The sequence below is a fragment of the Streptococcus sp. DD11 genome (genome assembly GCF_001578865.1).
Taxonomy (GTDB): domain Bacteria; phylum Bacillota; class Bacilli; order Lactobacillales; family Streptococcaceae; genus Streptococcus; species Streptococcus panodentis.
Map to the genome: position 1 here is coordinate 82,792 of NZ_KQ969397.1, position 13,678 is coordinate 96,469.

Annotated in this window: 12 protein-coding genes, 1 tRNA gene and 1 riboswitch; of the genes, 2 read left to right on the forward strand and 11 right to left on the reverse strand. The window is 41.3% G+C overall.

The window, feature by feature from the left end:
• Positions 1–18: 18 nt before the first annotated feature.
• The 11 genes from cas4 to STRDD11_RS11475 all read right to left on the reverse strand — a co-directional run bounded on the left by cas4 (position 19) and on the right by STRDD11_RS11475 (position 11,761).
• Positions 19–690: a CRISPR-associated protein Cas4 gene (cas4, locus tag STRDD11_RS11425; RefSeq protein WP_164828481.1), complete on the reverse strand. Its 672-nt coding sequence runs from the start codon at positions 688–690 to the stop codon at positions 19–21.
• A gap of 1 nt (position 691) precedes the next feature.
• Entirely contained in the window at positions 692–1,540 is an 849-nt protein-coding gene (gene cas7c, locus STRDD11_RS11430) for a type I-C CRISPR-associated protein Cas7/Csd2 (RefSeq protein WP_128837403.1), read from the reverse strand.
• A gap of 3 nt (positions 1,541–1,543) precedes the next feature.
• Positions 1,544–3,430 carry a type I-C CRISPR-associated protein Cas8c/Csd1 gene (gene cas8c, locus STRDD11_RS11435; protein WP_128837404.1) on the reverse strand — a complete coding sequence of 629 codons (1,887 nt, stop codon included), beginning with the start codon at positions 3,428–3,430 and terminating at the stop codon, positions 1,544–1,546.
• Positions 3,430–4,158 (reverse strand): type I-C CRISPR-associated protein Cas5c, encoded by a 729-nt coding sequence (gene cas5c / locus STRDD11_RS11440; protein ID WP_128837405.1) that lies wholly within the window; start codon positions 4,156–4,158, stop codon positions 3,430–3,432. Before cas5c ends, cas8c begins: the two co-directional genes overlap by 1 nt.
• 114 nt (positions 4,159–4,272) lie before the next feature.
• Positions 4,273–6,678 carry a CRISPR-associated helicase Cas3' gene (gene cas3 / locus STRDD11_RS11445; RefSeq protein WP_128837406.1) on the reverse strand — a complete coding sequence of 802 codons (2,406 nt, stop codon included), beginning with the start codon at positions 6,676–6,678 and terminating at the stop codon, positions 4,273–4,275.
• A 678-nt stretch (positions 6,679–7,356) separates the two neighbouring features.
• A tRNA-Arg gene (locus tag STRDD11_RS11450) sits at positions 7,357–7,428 on the reverse strand.
• A 43-nt stretch (positions 7,429–7,471) separates the two neighbouring features.
• Positions 7,472–7,819, reverse strand: coding sequence for a 50S ribosomal protein L19 (rplS, locus tag STRDD11_RS11455; RefSeq protein ID WP_009660455.1), 348 nt, complete (start codon positions 7,817–7,819; stop codon positions 7,472–7,474).
• A gap of 91 nt (positions 7,820–7,910) precedes the next feature.
• A complete protein-coding gene (locus tag STRDD11_RS11460; RefSeq protein ID WP_128837407.1) occupies positions 7,911–9,134 on the reverse strand; it encodes a chloride channel protein in 1,224 nt (407 codons plus the stop codon).
• A gap of 82 nt (positions 9,135–9,216) precedes the next feature.
• Positions 9,217–9,279, reverse strand: a riboswitch (Fluoride riboswitch).
• A gap of 29 nt (positions 9,280–9,308) precedes the next feature.
• Positions 9,309–9,596 carry a chorismate mutase gene (locus tag STRDD11_RS11465; protein WP_128837408.1) on the reverse strand — a complete coding sequence of 96 codons (288 nt, stop codon included), beginning with the start codon at positions 9,594–9,596 and terminating at the stop codon, positions 9,309–9,311.
• Between the two features lie 216 nt (positions 9,597–9,812).
• Positions 9,813–11,195: a Fe-S cluster assembly protein SufB gene (gene sufB / locus STRDD11_RS11470; protein WP_128837409.1), complete on the reverse strand. Its 1,383-nt coding sequence runs from the start codon at positions 11,193–11,195 to the stop codon at positions 9,813–9,815.
• Between the two features lie 125 nt (positions 11,196–11,320).
• Positions 11,321–11,761 carry a flavodoxin gene (locus tag STRDD11_RS11475; RefSeq protein WP_128837410.1) on the reverse strand — a complete coding sequence of 147 codons (441 nt, stop codon included), beginning with the start codon at positions 11,759–11,761 and terminating at the stop codon, positions 11,321–11,323.
• 105 nt (positions 11,762–11,866) lie between these two features.
• Here STRDD11_RS11475 and STRDD11_RS11480 point away from each other — a divergent pair, with 105 nt between their 5' ends.
• Positions 11,867–12,838 carry a DHH family phosphoesterase gene (locus STRDD11_RS11480; protein ID WP_128837411.1) on the forward strand — a complete coding sequence of 324 codons (972 nt, stop codon included), beginning with the start codon at positions 11,867–11,869 and terminating at the stop codon, positions 12,836–12,838.
• Between the two features lie 71 nt (positions 12,839–12,909).
• Positions 12,910–13,152 carry a type B 50S ribosomal protein L31 gene (locus STRDD11_RS11485; protein ID WP_002895374.1) on the forward strand — a complete coding sequence of 81 codons (243 nt, stop codon included), beginning with the start codon at positions 12,910–12,912 and terminating at the stop codon, positions 13,150–13,152.
• The last annotated feature ends 526 nt before the right edge of the window (positions 13,153–13,678 follow it).

The following is a 13,678-nucleotide window of genomic DNA, read 5'->3' on the forward strand; positions in this document are numbered from 1 at the left end:
AAGTATTCAACAGCTTTTTCATAAGCTTTCCTCACTTTTCAGCGCTTGGAAAATATAGTTGTCAATATTGCGTGTCTTTTTGCTTAAACGGGGCATGCAAATATCAACCAAAGAACACAGTTGGCAATTTTTAAAATACTCAGCTTTTGGAATCAACTTTTTATCATAATATTCATGCATTTGACAAGCTAGCTCAGCTACTTCTTGACGCAAATCAGAAGTCATCTCAATTAGCTTTTTTTGATTGACACTATGATAATAAAGATACCCGTTTTCAATGTGACAACCTAATGTTTCTTCAAGGCAAATTGTTTGAGCAACCAGCTGAACAATGTCACGATTGTCCCTTTTAGGCTTTCCCCGCTTATATTCAATAATGACAGGAAGCCACTTTCCTCTTTTTCCTTTCAGAGAAACACCATTTTTATCCTTATGAAATTCAACAACATCTAATATCCCATAAAGACCGAGCTCTTTCGATGAGACATGCATCGCTCGTGAGGTGATGATATCTTTGCGTTTTTCTTTTATATAGGGATTATCTGCTTTTTGATGCAAAACCTGCCCATGAGCTGTCGCTTCGTTTTCAGCCCACTGCTGCTCAATATGAATCAAACTCCATTGACGCTTGCAGAATTGGAAATGCTGAATGCCAGACAACATCAAATAGTCACTTTCAGCATAAACCATCTTACAACCCTTCTAAAATATCAACTTTCAGTCCTTTAGCTTCGTATTCTGCCAATTTCTCTTGATTAAGATGGATAGCATAGTCTTCGTAACTATCCTTATCCTGTTTTTCTTTGTCAAATGCTAACAAATCAAAGACACGCGCACTGGAAACATTTCCTAATTTACTGCTATGTGTGAACCAGAAAACATCACGGACACGCATCGAACCTTCAGGACGAGCTGATGAAGCATCATTCTCAAAAAGACTAACGAGTGCTTCCTTAATCACCTCAGCATCTTCATCAGAAAATCCTGTCTTTTCAGCAAAATTTGGATTAATCGAACCTTTGATGACATAAACACCATAGTCTACGAAATGTTTAGTTCCCATGGTATCAGATGAACGCCCGCTTTCATTTTTAGCTTCCATACCATTAGTGCTACGGGTGATTTGCAGACTGGAGATGACGATTGGGTCTAGGGACTTCGCCATACTGATGGAAACTGGACCGCGTACGCCAATTGATTTTTTTAAATAAGTAAAGACTTGACCAAAAGAACGGACATCTAACCATAATTGATTGGCTTTTTCTTCAATTTCACTGTCAGGGGTTTTTGCTTCAAATTGATTTGAGAAACGTTTTTCCAAAGACTTAAAATCGTCTTCAATACGATCTCCTGCCTGTACAAATATAGACTGCCCCATGTCTTGCATACGATTTCTGATTTTGCGTTTAATTGAAACATCACTCATCAAACCATAACCTTTGGCATCTGTTCTAGGCATATTTCCCGATAAGGGATCACCATTTGCATTAGCTTCTTTCACTTCAACTGTTACCATGAAATCAATTTTGTGTTCCAACATATCTTATCCCTCGTTTTCTTTAGTTTGTTTAGTGTAATAAAATTGTTTTTCAGCATAGTAGCCAAAGATAAATTTATAATCTAATGGCTGTGTAAAGTCCTTATGAGCATACATTGGTGTCAAGAGTTGAATAATTTCTTCTCTTTCCTTTTCCAGTTTATGCCAAAGGCCTGGTCTATTCAGCTTCAACACTTCCTCATAAGTCTTAATTTTGTTTTCTAAATGATTCATCATCTTAGCTGGTTGACCTGTATAAGCATTCCAATACCGCTCAGCATTTGTGATACGTTCTTGACTGCCGCCATCTAAAGCATAACGCTGTGCTTCGAACAGTTCATAAATTGCAAGCAAGCGCCCAAATAAATAAGAACGGTCTGTTTCTTGATGGTCTAACATTGGAGTAAACTCCCTTCCATATTGTTTGTGTAAAATCGCTAAACTAACTTGTTGCACTTGATACCAGTGTTTAGAATATTTTTGTCTTTGTTTGATGTTATCTTCTAATTTTTTAACAAGAGTATTTGGCATTGGTTTTCCATCAATCAAAGCAGTTACTAATTGCTGATATTGATCACTTCGAAAAGCATCATTGTCTAATTCTAAATAACGTTCTCTATCAACACCATATGCAACATTGATTATTTCATTAAAAGTTGGTGTTTTTAATTTATAGTTTCCTGCCTTAGTTCTGACTTCCCAAGAATAATTTTCTTGCCAAGTTTTCAGATTTTTCAATAATTGGGAAGCGTGTAATTGGCGGAAATATTTTAATGCAATACGGCCATTGCTTGTTTTATTCAGTATTGCAACATAGTAGGTTGCATCATTAGCAAATAATTTTCGCCCCTTGATAAATGAAGAACCTATTTGTCTATTTTCTTCATTTGGTTTGATGGAAACCAGAGCGTCTTCTTCGTCTTCAGCATCTTCAAACAAATCATTAAATACTGGCTTCACAATATCCAATTGACTCTCATTCGCTAAATCATCACTAAACCAATTAATCAGATATTGTGACGAATCCAGCCAAGTGCTGCTGTTTTTATTTTCCAGCAGATACTTAATCATCAAATGAATTTTTTCTGAAGTTTCATAGCCAACACTAAAAACATCTTCCCGCTCCTTAAAGCGTCCTTTATAGGCTTCGCCTTTATTACTAACCGAAATGATTTTCGCATTCCCCATCAGACCTCTGTGCTTATTTGTGATCCGCTCTGTTCGTCCACTAATATTACAGGTCCCTAAATTGTCTCGGTTAGCTGTTACAAACGAAATAAATGATTGATGCAATGCTTTGTAGATAGTTACTGATTCATCTTTAAAAGCATGGAATTGTATAACTGTAAACTCTAAGAAATAAGCTGATAAATCAATCGTCTTGTCTTTTCCAGCAGAGTCAAGATAGGTAATTTTCAAGCCTTCTCTTTGATATTGCCCACCAAATAAAGAGTGAAGAATATGACTTAAAAAATCCGGTTGAAGAATAAAATGCTGAATTTTCGTCAAAAATTCTTTGACCTTACCTTCCTCACAATAATCAATCCAAGCAGTCAATTGCTCATGAAAATCATCATATTGCGACTGATTCACTTCTGAAACATAATAAGAAAATTTATCAACAAGAGGATGGGGAGCAGGATTACTCCCAGATCTCGCGACAGAATCAGCGGTCACAGGAAAAATAATCATTTGTTTATCAGCCATGAATTCTGCCTTATAAAAACTGCCATCCTGATCTAGTTTTATCGAAATAATATTCTTCCCATTTGACTTCAAACTAGTATGATAAATCGGCAACAAAACTGGTTCATTATCGCCATTATGTTGATCAACCAATCCGATCTCTTCTGCTTTTTCATAGGCTTTTAAGAGAGAAGTAAAAAAATCCATTAGCCTTCTCCTTTCTCCATAGCATCGTATTCCTTAAGTTCATCATCAACGGACTTAATCTGGCCAGGTGTCTTGAATGCGTAGCTCGATAAAGTATTTACAATCTCACACTCAGACTGAGGTTTAAAACTGATTAGCCCATTTTCCATCACTGTTCTGGTAAAATATGACTTTAAAGGCGTTGTTTTATCGGTCGGGTAGGCAAAAGTATGAAACATAATACCTAAATCTATCGAAACACCATCATAGTAAGAAGGAATCGTTTCATATTCTTCCTGACTAATTTCATCTACCAAACCAAAGCACTCTCTTGTACCAAGAAAAACATCTCGCCGTCCACCTTTTCGAATCGAGCGTTGCATAATGGACTCGTGTTTGTTAGGCAGCCTATCTTGCATTAGATCTTCACGATTTTCATTCCAAATAAAATGAAATTTTACAAGATACTCCACATCACTCAAATAGGACACGTAGCTCAAATCGGCACTGTAGTCATGTAACAAAGCACGAACACCATGTAGCTCTGTCTGAATTTGATTGACCACCTTAACCTCAGTCACAATATTTGTGAATGTTGGCTTATGATAAATACTATCAATCATGCCTTGGAGTGCTTGTCTAGTAGGAACTGAGTACGATGATCTCTCGCTTCCGCCTTTAGTTGCAGGATTCGTAAAAAGTGCCCGATCTCCACGAACCCTGATATAGAAATTTCTTGATCTGTACAAGGTGAAAACCTCCTTCTGTAATTTTATAATCTTAGCACTAAAAATTTTAAAAGTCAGTAATTTTTTCCCATCATAACGAAATTCTCTACCGACTCGTTGGCCTGTTTTCACTTTTTATAGTAGAAAACTTCCCGTTTCTAAAGTAATGCCTTTCTTCTCATCATAATAACCATTTGACAGTATCTGAATTTGCCCATTAAGATAAGTTTTTGTTGCTTCTAAAATCGGATCGTGCTCACGAACATTTACCGTATAGAGCTGCAAGCCCTTCAACAGATTTTTTATTGTTTGGTAATCTTCTTCAGCTGGATAATCTGATTCGCATAATTCTTCTAAAAATTGTAGTTTCTCGACGGCAGCTCCATAAGGAACCAAGATACCTATCGTGTCATTGTTTATCAGGTTCATTTTCAAGCCTGCGCTCTTAAAGGCTTGTTTTAATTTCCCTTTAAAATTCTTTCTATCTTGATATGAATTGACACTTAAATAATCATAGACCGCTTCCCCATGCGACAAAGGGTAATCCATTGAATTTTGGTTATTAGCATAATAATATTCAAAAAAATCACGATTTAAAAGTGATATTTCAAGAGGCGATGAAATCTTATGAAGAATATATTCTGCGGCACATTTCTTAGACCTTATTTCTTTCAGTCGAGAGATATTTTCTTCTTCATTTGTGAGATTGACTAAGGTAACTTGACCTTTATCACGCTTGCCTTCACGATTACAGCGTCCGCTGGCCTGTACAATTGAATCAATCCCTGCATAAGATCGGATTACACGATTAAAATCAACATCAACACCTGCTTCAATTAATTGCGTGCTAATACAAATAATAGGCAAGCCATCTTTTAACTGTTGTTTCATTTCCGAAATAACATCCAATCTGTGCTGCGCACACATATTGGTAGAAAGCTGATAGATTGGTCTATCTGTCAATCCTTCAAGTATGGTATAAAATTTATCAACTGTCTTTTTTGTATTGAAAATTGCAAGAATAGACTCATTATTTTCTAAAACAAAATCTACTAAGTCTGAAAGCTTTGAATATTGATTATCTTCATCAAACTTTCTTAGCTCTGTTCTCGAAAAAACTTCTCTTTCTTCAATAGTTAACTCAACAATATCAGCAGTTTCACCAAATTTTCCACCATAATAAATTTTATGGGCAATTGTGTTAGAATCATAAGCGGGCTGTGTTGCAGTACATAGAATAATGGTTGTATTCATGACTTTATTTAAAAAATTCACGGTTAGATTAAATAAAGTTGTCACTTCAATAGGCAAAGATTGAACTTCATCTAAGACAAGAACACTATTAGCTAAATTTGAAAACCGACGAATATTTGCGGATTTTGTTTTAAATAAGGTTTGAAAAAATTGTACCATGGATGTCAGAACAATGGGACTATCCCATGTGTCAATTAGATAGTCTGACAGCAATCTCTCATTTCCATCGTCATCTTTATCGTCGTTTTGCGTTACTACATTAGAATGGTGTTCTAACACGCCTTCATCACCAGTTATCTTTCTAATTTCAGCAGCATTCTGCTCTAAAACAGATAGAAATGGTGTAATGTAGAAAAAATTTGATTTATTTTGATCAACCAATTGATGAAAGGCATATCTCATACTAAGATTCGTCTTACCCGCCCCAGTCGGCAAGTCTAAACGATAGATACCTGTTGAATCATTTTCTCCCCTGCTTTTTACTCGTTCAGCAATTTGTGAACGAATTTCATTAAGCCTTGTGGTTGGATTCCCAAACTCACCATACTTCTTCTCAATAGCTTCCAAATAAGACTTATTTAGATGATTTCTCTCTTCTTGTTTTAGAGGAGTTATAAGCAGACCATAGGCATTAATTGTGTCGAGAATATCAGAGTTTTTTAATAATGATAGATACAGCCGTACAAAACAGCCACTGTAGTAGGCTTCCTCACTTTTATCAGAACAATCAAGTTTAGCCCAGGCCTGCTGGTAATTTGTAAAAGCTTTTTCAATCAAATCATTTAGACCATCATAGCCATACATGTCCAATTCATCTTCTAACCCTTGGGCGAAGGGAAGAATATCTCCCTGATAAGCTTCATTTGCTATGCCATCCACAATTCTGTATCTTAGCTTATTGAAAGCAAATAATTCCGGTTTAACACTCACGTCTGCTAGCGGAATATCATACATACCATGATGAGCCGAAACAACATATGCAGCAATCTCTTGAAAAAGCCGTCTTTCTGCCGTTGGAACAAATAAACGCTTTAAACATTTTTGTATCGTTTCAAAAAGATACCTAGCCCCAGCAGATGAATGATCAACATGTTTATTGGGATCCTTGGTTAATTTATATTGAAATGCTTGATTTGCCTTACCTAAATCATGATATAGTCCTAATAGAAATAAGACATCACCTTGACCAATTAATTTCGCATCTTCTCTTGCTTTTACAGCCACATTAAAAGAATGTTCTTTTAAAGATTGTTTATTTCCATAATCATCCTTATGAGCTAATATCATATATCCCCTCACTCATTCCAAACATAAGATTGTTATATTAATTCTATTTTATACCTAAACCACAAAAAATTCAACAATAAATGTAGACGCTTACAAATGATTTGTTCTATCGTCATTTAGTTTATCTTTTATTACTTTGTTAGCTCGCCTTGCTTTAACAGCCTGAACCTAGAAACAAGATAGCGAGGTAGAAGGTTGTGGGTAAGTGAGGCTGCCCCACCGCCATCAGCCGTACCTCAGTACCAGCTGACACTTACTTCCTAGCGGAAGCTTTATCTGCCACCTAAAAACTCCATCTGAGCTTTTGAGCGGCTCGCTGCCCTATCGTCCTATATTTTAAGCGACAGGCCGAAACTGTCCCCTAGACAGTTTCACTTCTAAAAGACTATAAAAGAGAACCCTGCCTATTTTAAGCAGGGTTCTCTTTTGGTTGCTATTTATACTGACTGGTGACCTGTCCTAGTGACAGGAATTGTTTGTATTGACAATATTCGTTTCAATACAAACAATGTCGAAGCTAACCTCAGACTGCTCAAATAGATTAGGGAGCTATTTGAGGCTAATTTTCCAACCTAAAATATTTTCGACGATTTTGGGCGAATCAGAGCAGAGTTGAGTCAGACAAAATAAAAACCCTTGAAAATACTGAATTTCCAAGGGTTGTTTGAATAGAATCTATGTCCCCTGCCGGAATCGAACCAGCAACTACTCCTTAGGAGGGAGTTGTTATATCCATTGAACTAAGGGGACTTAGAGAAAAACTCTGCCGAGTGACAGAGTTATTTCTAAATGCTTAACGGCGGATTTCTTTGATACGCGCTGCCTTACCTTGCAATGCACGCAGGTAGTACAATTTAGCACGACGGACTTTACCGTAACGAACAACTTCAATCTTGTCAACACGCGGAGTGTGGATTGGGAAAGTCCGTTCAACACCGATACCGTTAGAGATTTTACGTACGGTGTAAGTTTCTGAAATACCAGCACCTTTACGGGCGATAACCACACCTTCAAAGATCTGGATCCGCTCGCGGGTTCCTTCGACGACTTTGGCGTGAACGCGCACGGTGTCACCGGGACGGAATGCAGGGATGTCAGTACGAAGTTGACCTTCAGTCAAACTTTGGATTAATGGATTCATTTTTTCTTCTCCTATCTTACTAATCTTACAATTCAGGACCGCAGCGGATTAGCCGTTTTCTGTGCTTCCATTAGGCACAAAGTATATTATATCAGAATTTTGGAAAATGTAAAGTCATATTTTGATAATCCATGACTTTTTGCGCCCCGTAAATAGAGCGGTCGCGTTTCAAGACAAAGGCGGTCAGGCAGACCAGAGAAAAGTAAGGCAGATAGGCAAAGCCAAAGACTTCACAGCCAATCAAAATCGGGCCTAGCAAGGTAGAGGTTGCGCTGCCAAATACAGCCGCATAACCCAGAGCAGCCGTAAAGGCAAGCGGAAAGCCCATCAGAGGAGCAAACACCGTTCCCAGACTGGCCCCAATAGCAAAGAGCGGGGTCACTTCTCCGCCTTGATAGCCAGCGGCCAAAGTAAGAACGGTCAAGGCCAGCTTCAACAGCCAATCGTAAGGGTAAACCCTTCCCTGATGGAGGCTTGCAGATATGAGATTGGTCCCCAGCCCGGCATATCTGCCCCTGTCCAAGAACAGGAGCAGCCCTGTCAACAGCAGCCCCAGCATCAGTATTCTGATATAGGGATTTTTAAAGCGAAGTGCAGCTTTTTTCTTAGCCCAAGACAGAGCGAGCGCAAAGGCTTTTCCTGCTAAGCCAAATAGGAGGCCCAGAAGCAGGAGTTTGAGGATATTTCCGATACTCCAGTCCACTCTCTGCTCCAAGGGGAAAGTGAACTTTTCTAATACCAGAGTATGAGAGGTCCAGGATGCTGTCAGTGCTGCAATGACAGCCGGAAAGAAGGCAGATAGCTCTAACCTTCCCACCACTAAGACTTCCATCGCAAAAAAAGCAGCTGCCAAAGGGGTCTGGAAAAGACCGGCAAAGCCAGCCGACATGCCAGTGATCAAAAAGATTTTTGATGCGTCTCTTATCCTGAACCGAGAAGAAAACCAATTCGATACAGCCGCTCCCAACTGCACGGCCACTCCTTCTCGGCCAGCCGATCCGCCGAAAAGATGGGTCAGCCAAGTAGACACAATGATGAGAGGAATCAGCCGTTTGGGGATTTCATCTTCCTCTCCATGACCGACAGCAAAGACCAGCGTCATCCCCTTTCGACTGCTCCCCCCACAGCGCTGGTAAAGAAAGTCGATTAAAAGTCCGGCAAAAGGTAAAATAGGAAGAAGAAAGATGATATGCTCTCCTCTAAAATCAGACAAGTAGAGTAACACTCGTCCAAAAACAGTGTCTACCATTCCAACAATCCCTCCAATCACAACGGCCAAAACAGCTAGCAGGGGATAGGCTTTAATCTTCTTCATTCTTCTCTGTCTCCTTTATTATGAATAAGCAGCAAAAAGCGCCTGTTAGAAATAAAAGCTCAGTAAAAACAATAAGCTCTTATTTCTAACAGGCGCCATCAGCTATCACTAGCGGTTATAGGGGTGCACCATCCCTTTGACTCTTATTCTACACATTTCTCATAAAAAATACAACTATTGACTGTTCTTCGTTTCCGCACCCAAGTGTTTGTCTTGATAAGCACGCGATCGTTTGAGAATATCTGAAAAGGTCGCAACGATTGTATCTTGGTAGGCTTTGTTGACCACCTTATCGGCCGCTTTGGCGAAAATAACTGCTTCCCGCTTGGTATCCAAGACCGCTTTGCCGGTTGATTTCTTAACAGCCACTACTTGTCCGACCAGATTCATCCGCTTCTCCAGCAGAGCCACCAAGGCATCATCCACCTGATCAATTTCCTGTCTGATTTCTTCTAACTTCATCTGCCGCCTCCTTATTTTTCTCTTTATCATACCAAAATATCGGCAAACTTTCTAGCTTGGATTGAAAAGGAAAAAACAGAAGGCAATGAAAAACAGGCCGGCTTCGCTCCGTCAGATGGCCATCCTGATAGAAACAAGACCGCAGCCTGCCAGAATGAAAGAAAACTCGCAAAGGCGAGTTTTTATCCACAACCTAAAACAGTCTCCCAGACTGTTTTAGCCAACTGAGCCTTCCATGCTCATGTTGATGAGCTGGTTGAGTTCGACGGCGTATTCCATAGGCAGCTCCTTGGTGATAGGCTCCATAAAGCCATTGATAATCATGGCCGTTGCTTCTTCTTCACTGATGCCGCGGCTCATGATGTAGTAGAGCTGATCTTCTGAAACCTTGGAAACCTTGGCCTCATGTTCCAAGGCTACGTTGGAATTATGGATTTCATTGAAAGGAATGGTGTCAGAGCTGGATTCTCCGTCCATGAGAATAGTATCGCACTCAATATGGGACTTGGAGCCAGCACTGTTCTTGCCAAAGCGAACCTGACCGCGGTAATCCGTTTTGCCGCCGTCCTTGGCCACTGACTTGGAAATCAGTGTACTGGAGGTTTTAGGAGCATTGTGAAAGACCTTGCAGCCGGCATCCAGATGCTGGCCGTAGTTGGCAAAGGACATGGACAAGACCGAAGTCCTGGCGTTGCGGCCGTTGAGAATGCTGCAGGGGTATTTCATATTGACCTTGCTGCCCAGATTGCCGTCAATCCACTCCAGCGTGCCGCCTTCTTCGACCGTCCCCCGCTCTGTCACCAGATTGTAAACATTGTCCGACCAGTTCTGGATGGTGGTGTAGCGGAAAAAGGCATCTTTTTTGACAATAATCTCCACATTGGCAGCATGGAGGCTATTAGCTGTATAAGTCGGCGCTGTGCAGCCTTCGATATACTGGATCGAGCCGCCCTCCTCAATGATCATCAGCGAGCGCTCAAACTGACCGGCATTTTCACCGTTAATCCGAAAATAGGTCTGCACCGGCACCTGGCATTGGACATTTTTAGGCACATAGATAAAGGTCCCGCCTGACCATACGGCACTGTTGAGGGCTGAAAATTTATGCTCTGCATTGGAAATGACCGTGCCGAAATACTGCCTGACCAAGTCGGGATATTCCTGAACTGCCGTATCCGTATCGGTAAAGATAATGCCCATCTTGGCAAATTCTTCCTTCATATTGTGGTAAACAACTTCGGACTCATACTGGGCCACCGCTCCAGACAGAAATTGCTTCTCCGCTTCAGGAATGCCCAGCCGATCAAAGGTTTTCTTGATCTCGTCCGGCACTTCATCCCAGCTTCTGGCCCGCTCTCCGCTCAGCTTTTGATAGTAGATAATATCATCGAAGCGAATGCCGGATAGGTCCGGACCAAAGTCCGGCATGGGCAGCTTATGAAAGAGCTCCAGCGAACGAAGCCGGTAATCCAGCATCCACTGGGGCTCGTTCTTGATTTCAGAAATTTCCCGAACCACTTCTTCTGTCAGCCCCTTTCCTGTAGAGAAAAGTGGCTTGACATCGTCATGGAAGCCAAAAGCATAGTCGCGTTCTTTCATAGGAGCTCCTCCTTTTCATTATAGATAGCGCTTACCTATATTATACCGTTTATCATAAGAATTGTCAGAAAATAAGCTCCCTATAAAGAAAAAACGGCCGCAGCCGTTTCCTATCTTTTATCATTTTAAACTTTATTAACCAAGTCTTCTGCAAATGCTTCTAAGCGCTCAATATCATCGTCTTCAGCAGACAGGTCTACCTTGACATTTTCAGAACCTTTTTCAGCACCAGTCCCTGCAAAAACCGCGTCAAAATCATCCACTGCCTTGCAGAATTCATCATAGAAGGTATCGCCTGACCCCACTACTCCGTAAATCTTACCGGATAAGTCCAGACCAGACAGATCTTCATAGAAGTCCATGATTTCATCCGGCAGCTCACCGTCGCCGTAAGTGTAGGTAGCTACGACAGCAATATCGGCTTCCAGAAAATCTTCTGCATCAACAGTGGTGCATTCATCCACATCTACTTCCACGTCCAAGTCTCTCAGCTTATCAGCTACAATATCTGCAATTTCCTCGGTATTTCCGGTCATACTAGCAAATACAATTTTCGCTAAGGTCATATTGTCCTCCAAATTATAATCTTCTCTCATTATATCACATCTTTTTTATTTTAAAAATAAAAACTCTTGTGCTACAATGGGGAGAGAAAGTTGATGAGGCTATTTATGAATCTTTACCATGATATTTTAAGAAAAATCAAAGAACACGACACGATTATCATTCACCGCCATATGCGCCCGGATCCTGACGCACTGGGCAGTCAGGCCGGGCTGCAAAAGCTGCTGCAGTACCATTTCCCTCAAAAGACGGTTAAAGTGACTGGCTACGACGAGCCCAGTCTCACTTGGCTGGCCCAGATGGACCAAGTGGCGGATGCAGATTATGAGCAGGCTCTGGTCATCGTCTGCGATACGGCCAATACAGCCCGCATCGACGACTCGCGCTATGCAACGGGTGCCTTTCTGATAAAGATTGACCACCATCCTGACGATGATGTTTATGGCGATCTTTCCTTGGTAGATACGACGGCCAGCAGCACCAGCGAGATGATTGCTCTCTTGGCCTTTGAAAATCAATTAGACTTAGGAGAGGAGGCGGCCAGACTGCTCTATGCCGGCATAATCGGCGATACCGGCCGCTTTCTTTATCCCTCTACCAGCGTACGGACTTTTGAGGTAGCAGCCAGACTGCGCCAGTATCCTTTCGACTTTTCCGGTCTGGCCCGCAAAATGGACGCCATCACTTGGCCGATTGCCAGACTGCAGGGCTATGTCTATGACAGCTTGGAAATGGATCAGAATGGCGCAGCGCGGATTATCCTGAGCCAGCAGCTGCTGCAGGAGCTCCGCTTAAGCGATGCGGATACCTCTGCTATCGTCGGCGCTCCCGGCCGTATCGAAGATGTCCAGCTTTGGGCTATCTTTGTAGAGCAGCCTGACGGCCACTACCGCGTTCGTATGCGCAGCAAGTCCATTCCCATCAATGAGATTGCCAAAAAACACCACGGCGGCGGACACCCGCTGGCCAGCGGCGCCAATGCTTTTTCCAAAGAGGAAGTGGATCAAATTTATGCAGAACTGCAGGACTTGGCAAAAAAGGAAGAAAATCAGCTAAAAGGCTTGTCAAATCAGATATAATTTGATAAACTATCAAAGTAAGTAATCTATGGCTCGCAGAGAGACCATGGCAGAAAGGAAATTTTTGTAAAATGAGAAAAGATATTCATCCAGAATACCGCCCAGTTGTCTTCATGGACACTTCTACCGGCTACCAGTTCCTCAGCGGTTCAACCAAGCGTTCAAACGAAACTGTTGAATTCGAAGGAGAAACTTACCCATTGATCCGTGTGGAAATTTCATCAGACTCACACCCATTCTATACTGGACGTCAAAAGTTCACTCAAGCAGATGGACGTGTGGATCGTTTCAACAAAAAATACGGTCTCAAATAAGCAATGCAAAGCACCAGCCGGTGCTTTTTCTTATGCTTCCATCCGCCCCGCCCGCCTGTCACACTCTTTCTGCTTCAGACTTCGTTCATCCCCTTATAGTCTTTTCCTTTGCTTATAGTAATTGAAATAAGAAAATGATAGGCAGCGAGCTGCTCAAAAGCTCCAGTGGAGGTTTTGAGGTGGTGGATGAAGCTTCCGCTTGGAAGTGTCAGCCTCCCAGACTGTTAAAGCAAGGCGAGCTAACAAAGTAATAAAAGATAAACAAAATGACGATATGGCTGCGCTTCACCTGTCTCGTGTGAATACACTTAGTTTAAGTGTCCGCAGCCACACTCATTTCATTTCAAGTCTATAAAGCATGTAATTCGATTTATTTCAACATTTTTAACATTTAAGGCAGGGAGGCCTTATAGCCTTCTTTATCATCATCAAGACTTCCCAAGGCTCGCCCAGACTCTGTCGGCATCAATCCCTTTAACCTCACGGCGCCCTGCAGGCTGAATCGCTAAGAGACATAGAAAATCCC

Excerpts from the sequence above, each read along its gene's own strand:
- STRDD11_RS11480 (WP_128837411.1), top strand. The coding sequence starts at position 11,867 with ATGAATCTTTACCATGATATTTTAAGAAAAATCAAAGAACACGACACG.
- STRDD11_RS11460 (WP_128837407.1), bottom strand. The coding sequence starts at position 9,134 with ATGAAGAAGATTAAAGCCTATCCCCTGCTAGCTGTTTTGGCCGTTGTG.
- cas3 (WP_128837406.1), bottom strand. The coding sequence starts at position 6,678 with ATGATATTAGCTCATAAGGATGATTATGGAAATAAACAATCTTTAAAA.
- cas8c (WP_128837404.1), bottom strand. The coding sequence starts at position 3,430 with ATGGATTTTTTTACTTCTCTCTTAAAAGCCTATGAAAAAGCAGAAGAG.
- STRDD11_RS11465 (WP_128837408.1), bottom strand. The coding sequence starts at position 9,596 with ATGAAGTTAGAAGAAATCAGACAGGAAATTGATCAGGTGGATGATGCC.
- cas7c (WP_128837403.1), bottom strand. The coding sequence starts at position 1,540 with ATGTTGGAACACAAAATTGATTTCATGGTAACAGTTGAAGTGAAAGAA.
- rplS (WP_009660455.1), bottom strand. The coding sequence starts at position 7,819 with ATGAATCCATTAATCCAAAGTTTGACTGAAGGTCAACTTCGTACTGAC.
- STRDD11_RS11485 (WP_002895374.1), top strand. The coding sequence starts at position 12,910 with ATGAGAAAAGATATTCATCCAGAATACCGCCCAGTTGTCTTCATGGAC.
- STRDD11_RS11475 (WP_128837410.1), bottom strand. The coding sequence starts at position 11,761 with ATGACCTTAGCGAAAATTGTATTTGCTAGTATGACCGGAAATACCGAG.
- sufB (WP_128837409.1), bottom strand. The coding sequence starts at position 11,195 with ATGAAAGAACGCGACTATGCTTTTGGCTTCCATGACGATGTCAAGCCA.
- cas4 (WP_164828481.1), bottom strand. The coding sequence starts at position 690 with ATGGTTTATGCTGAAAGTGACTATTTGATGTTGTCTGGCATTCAGCAT.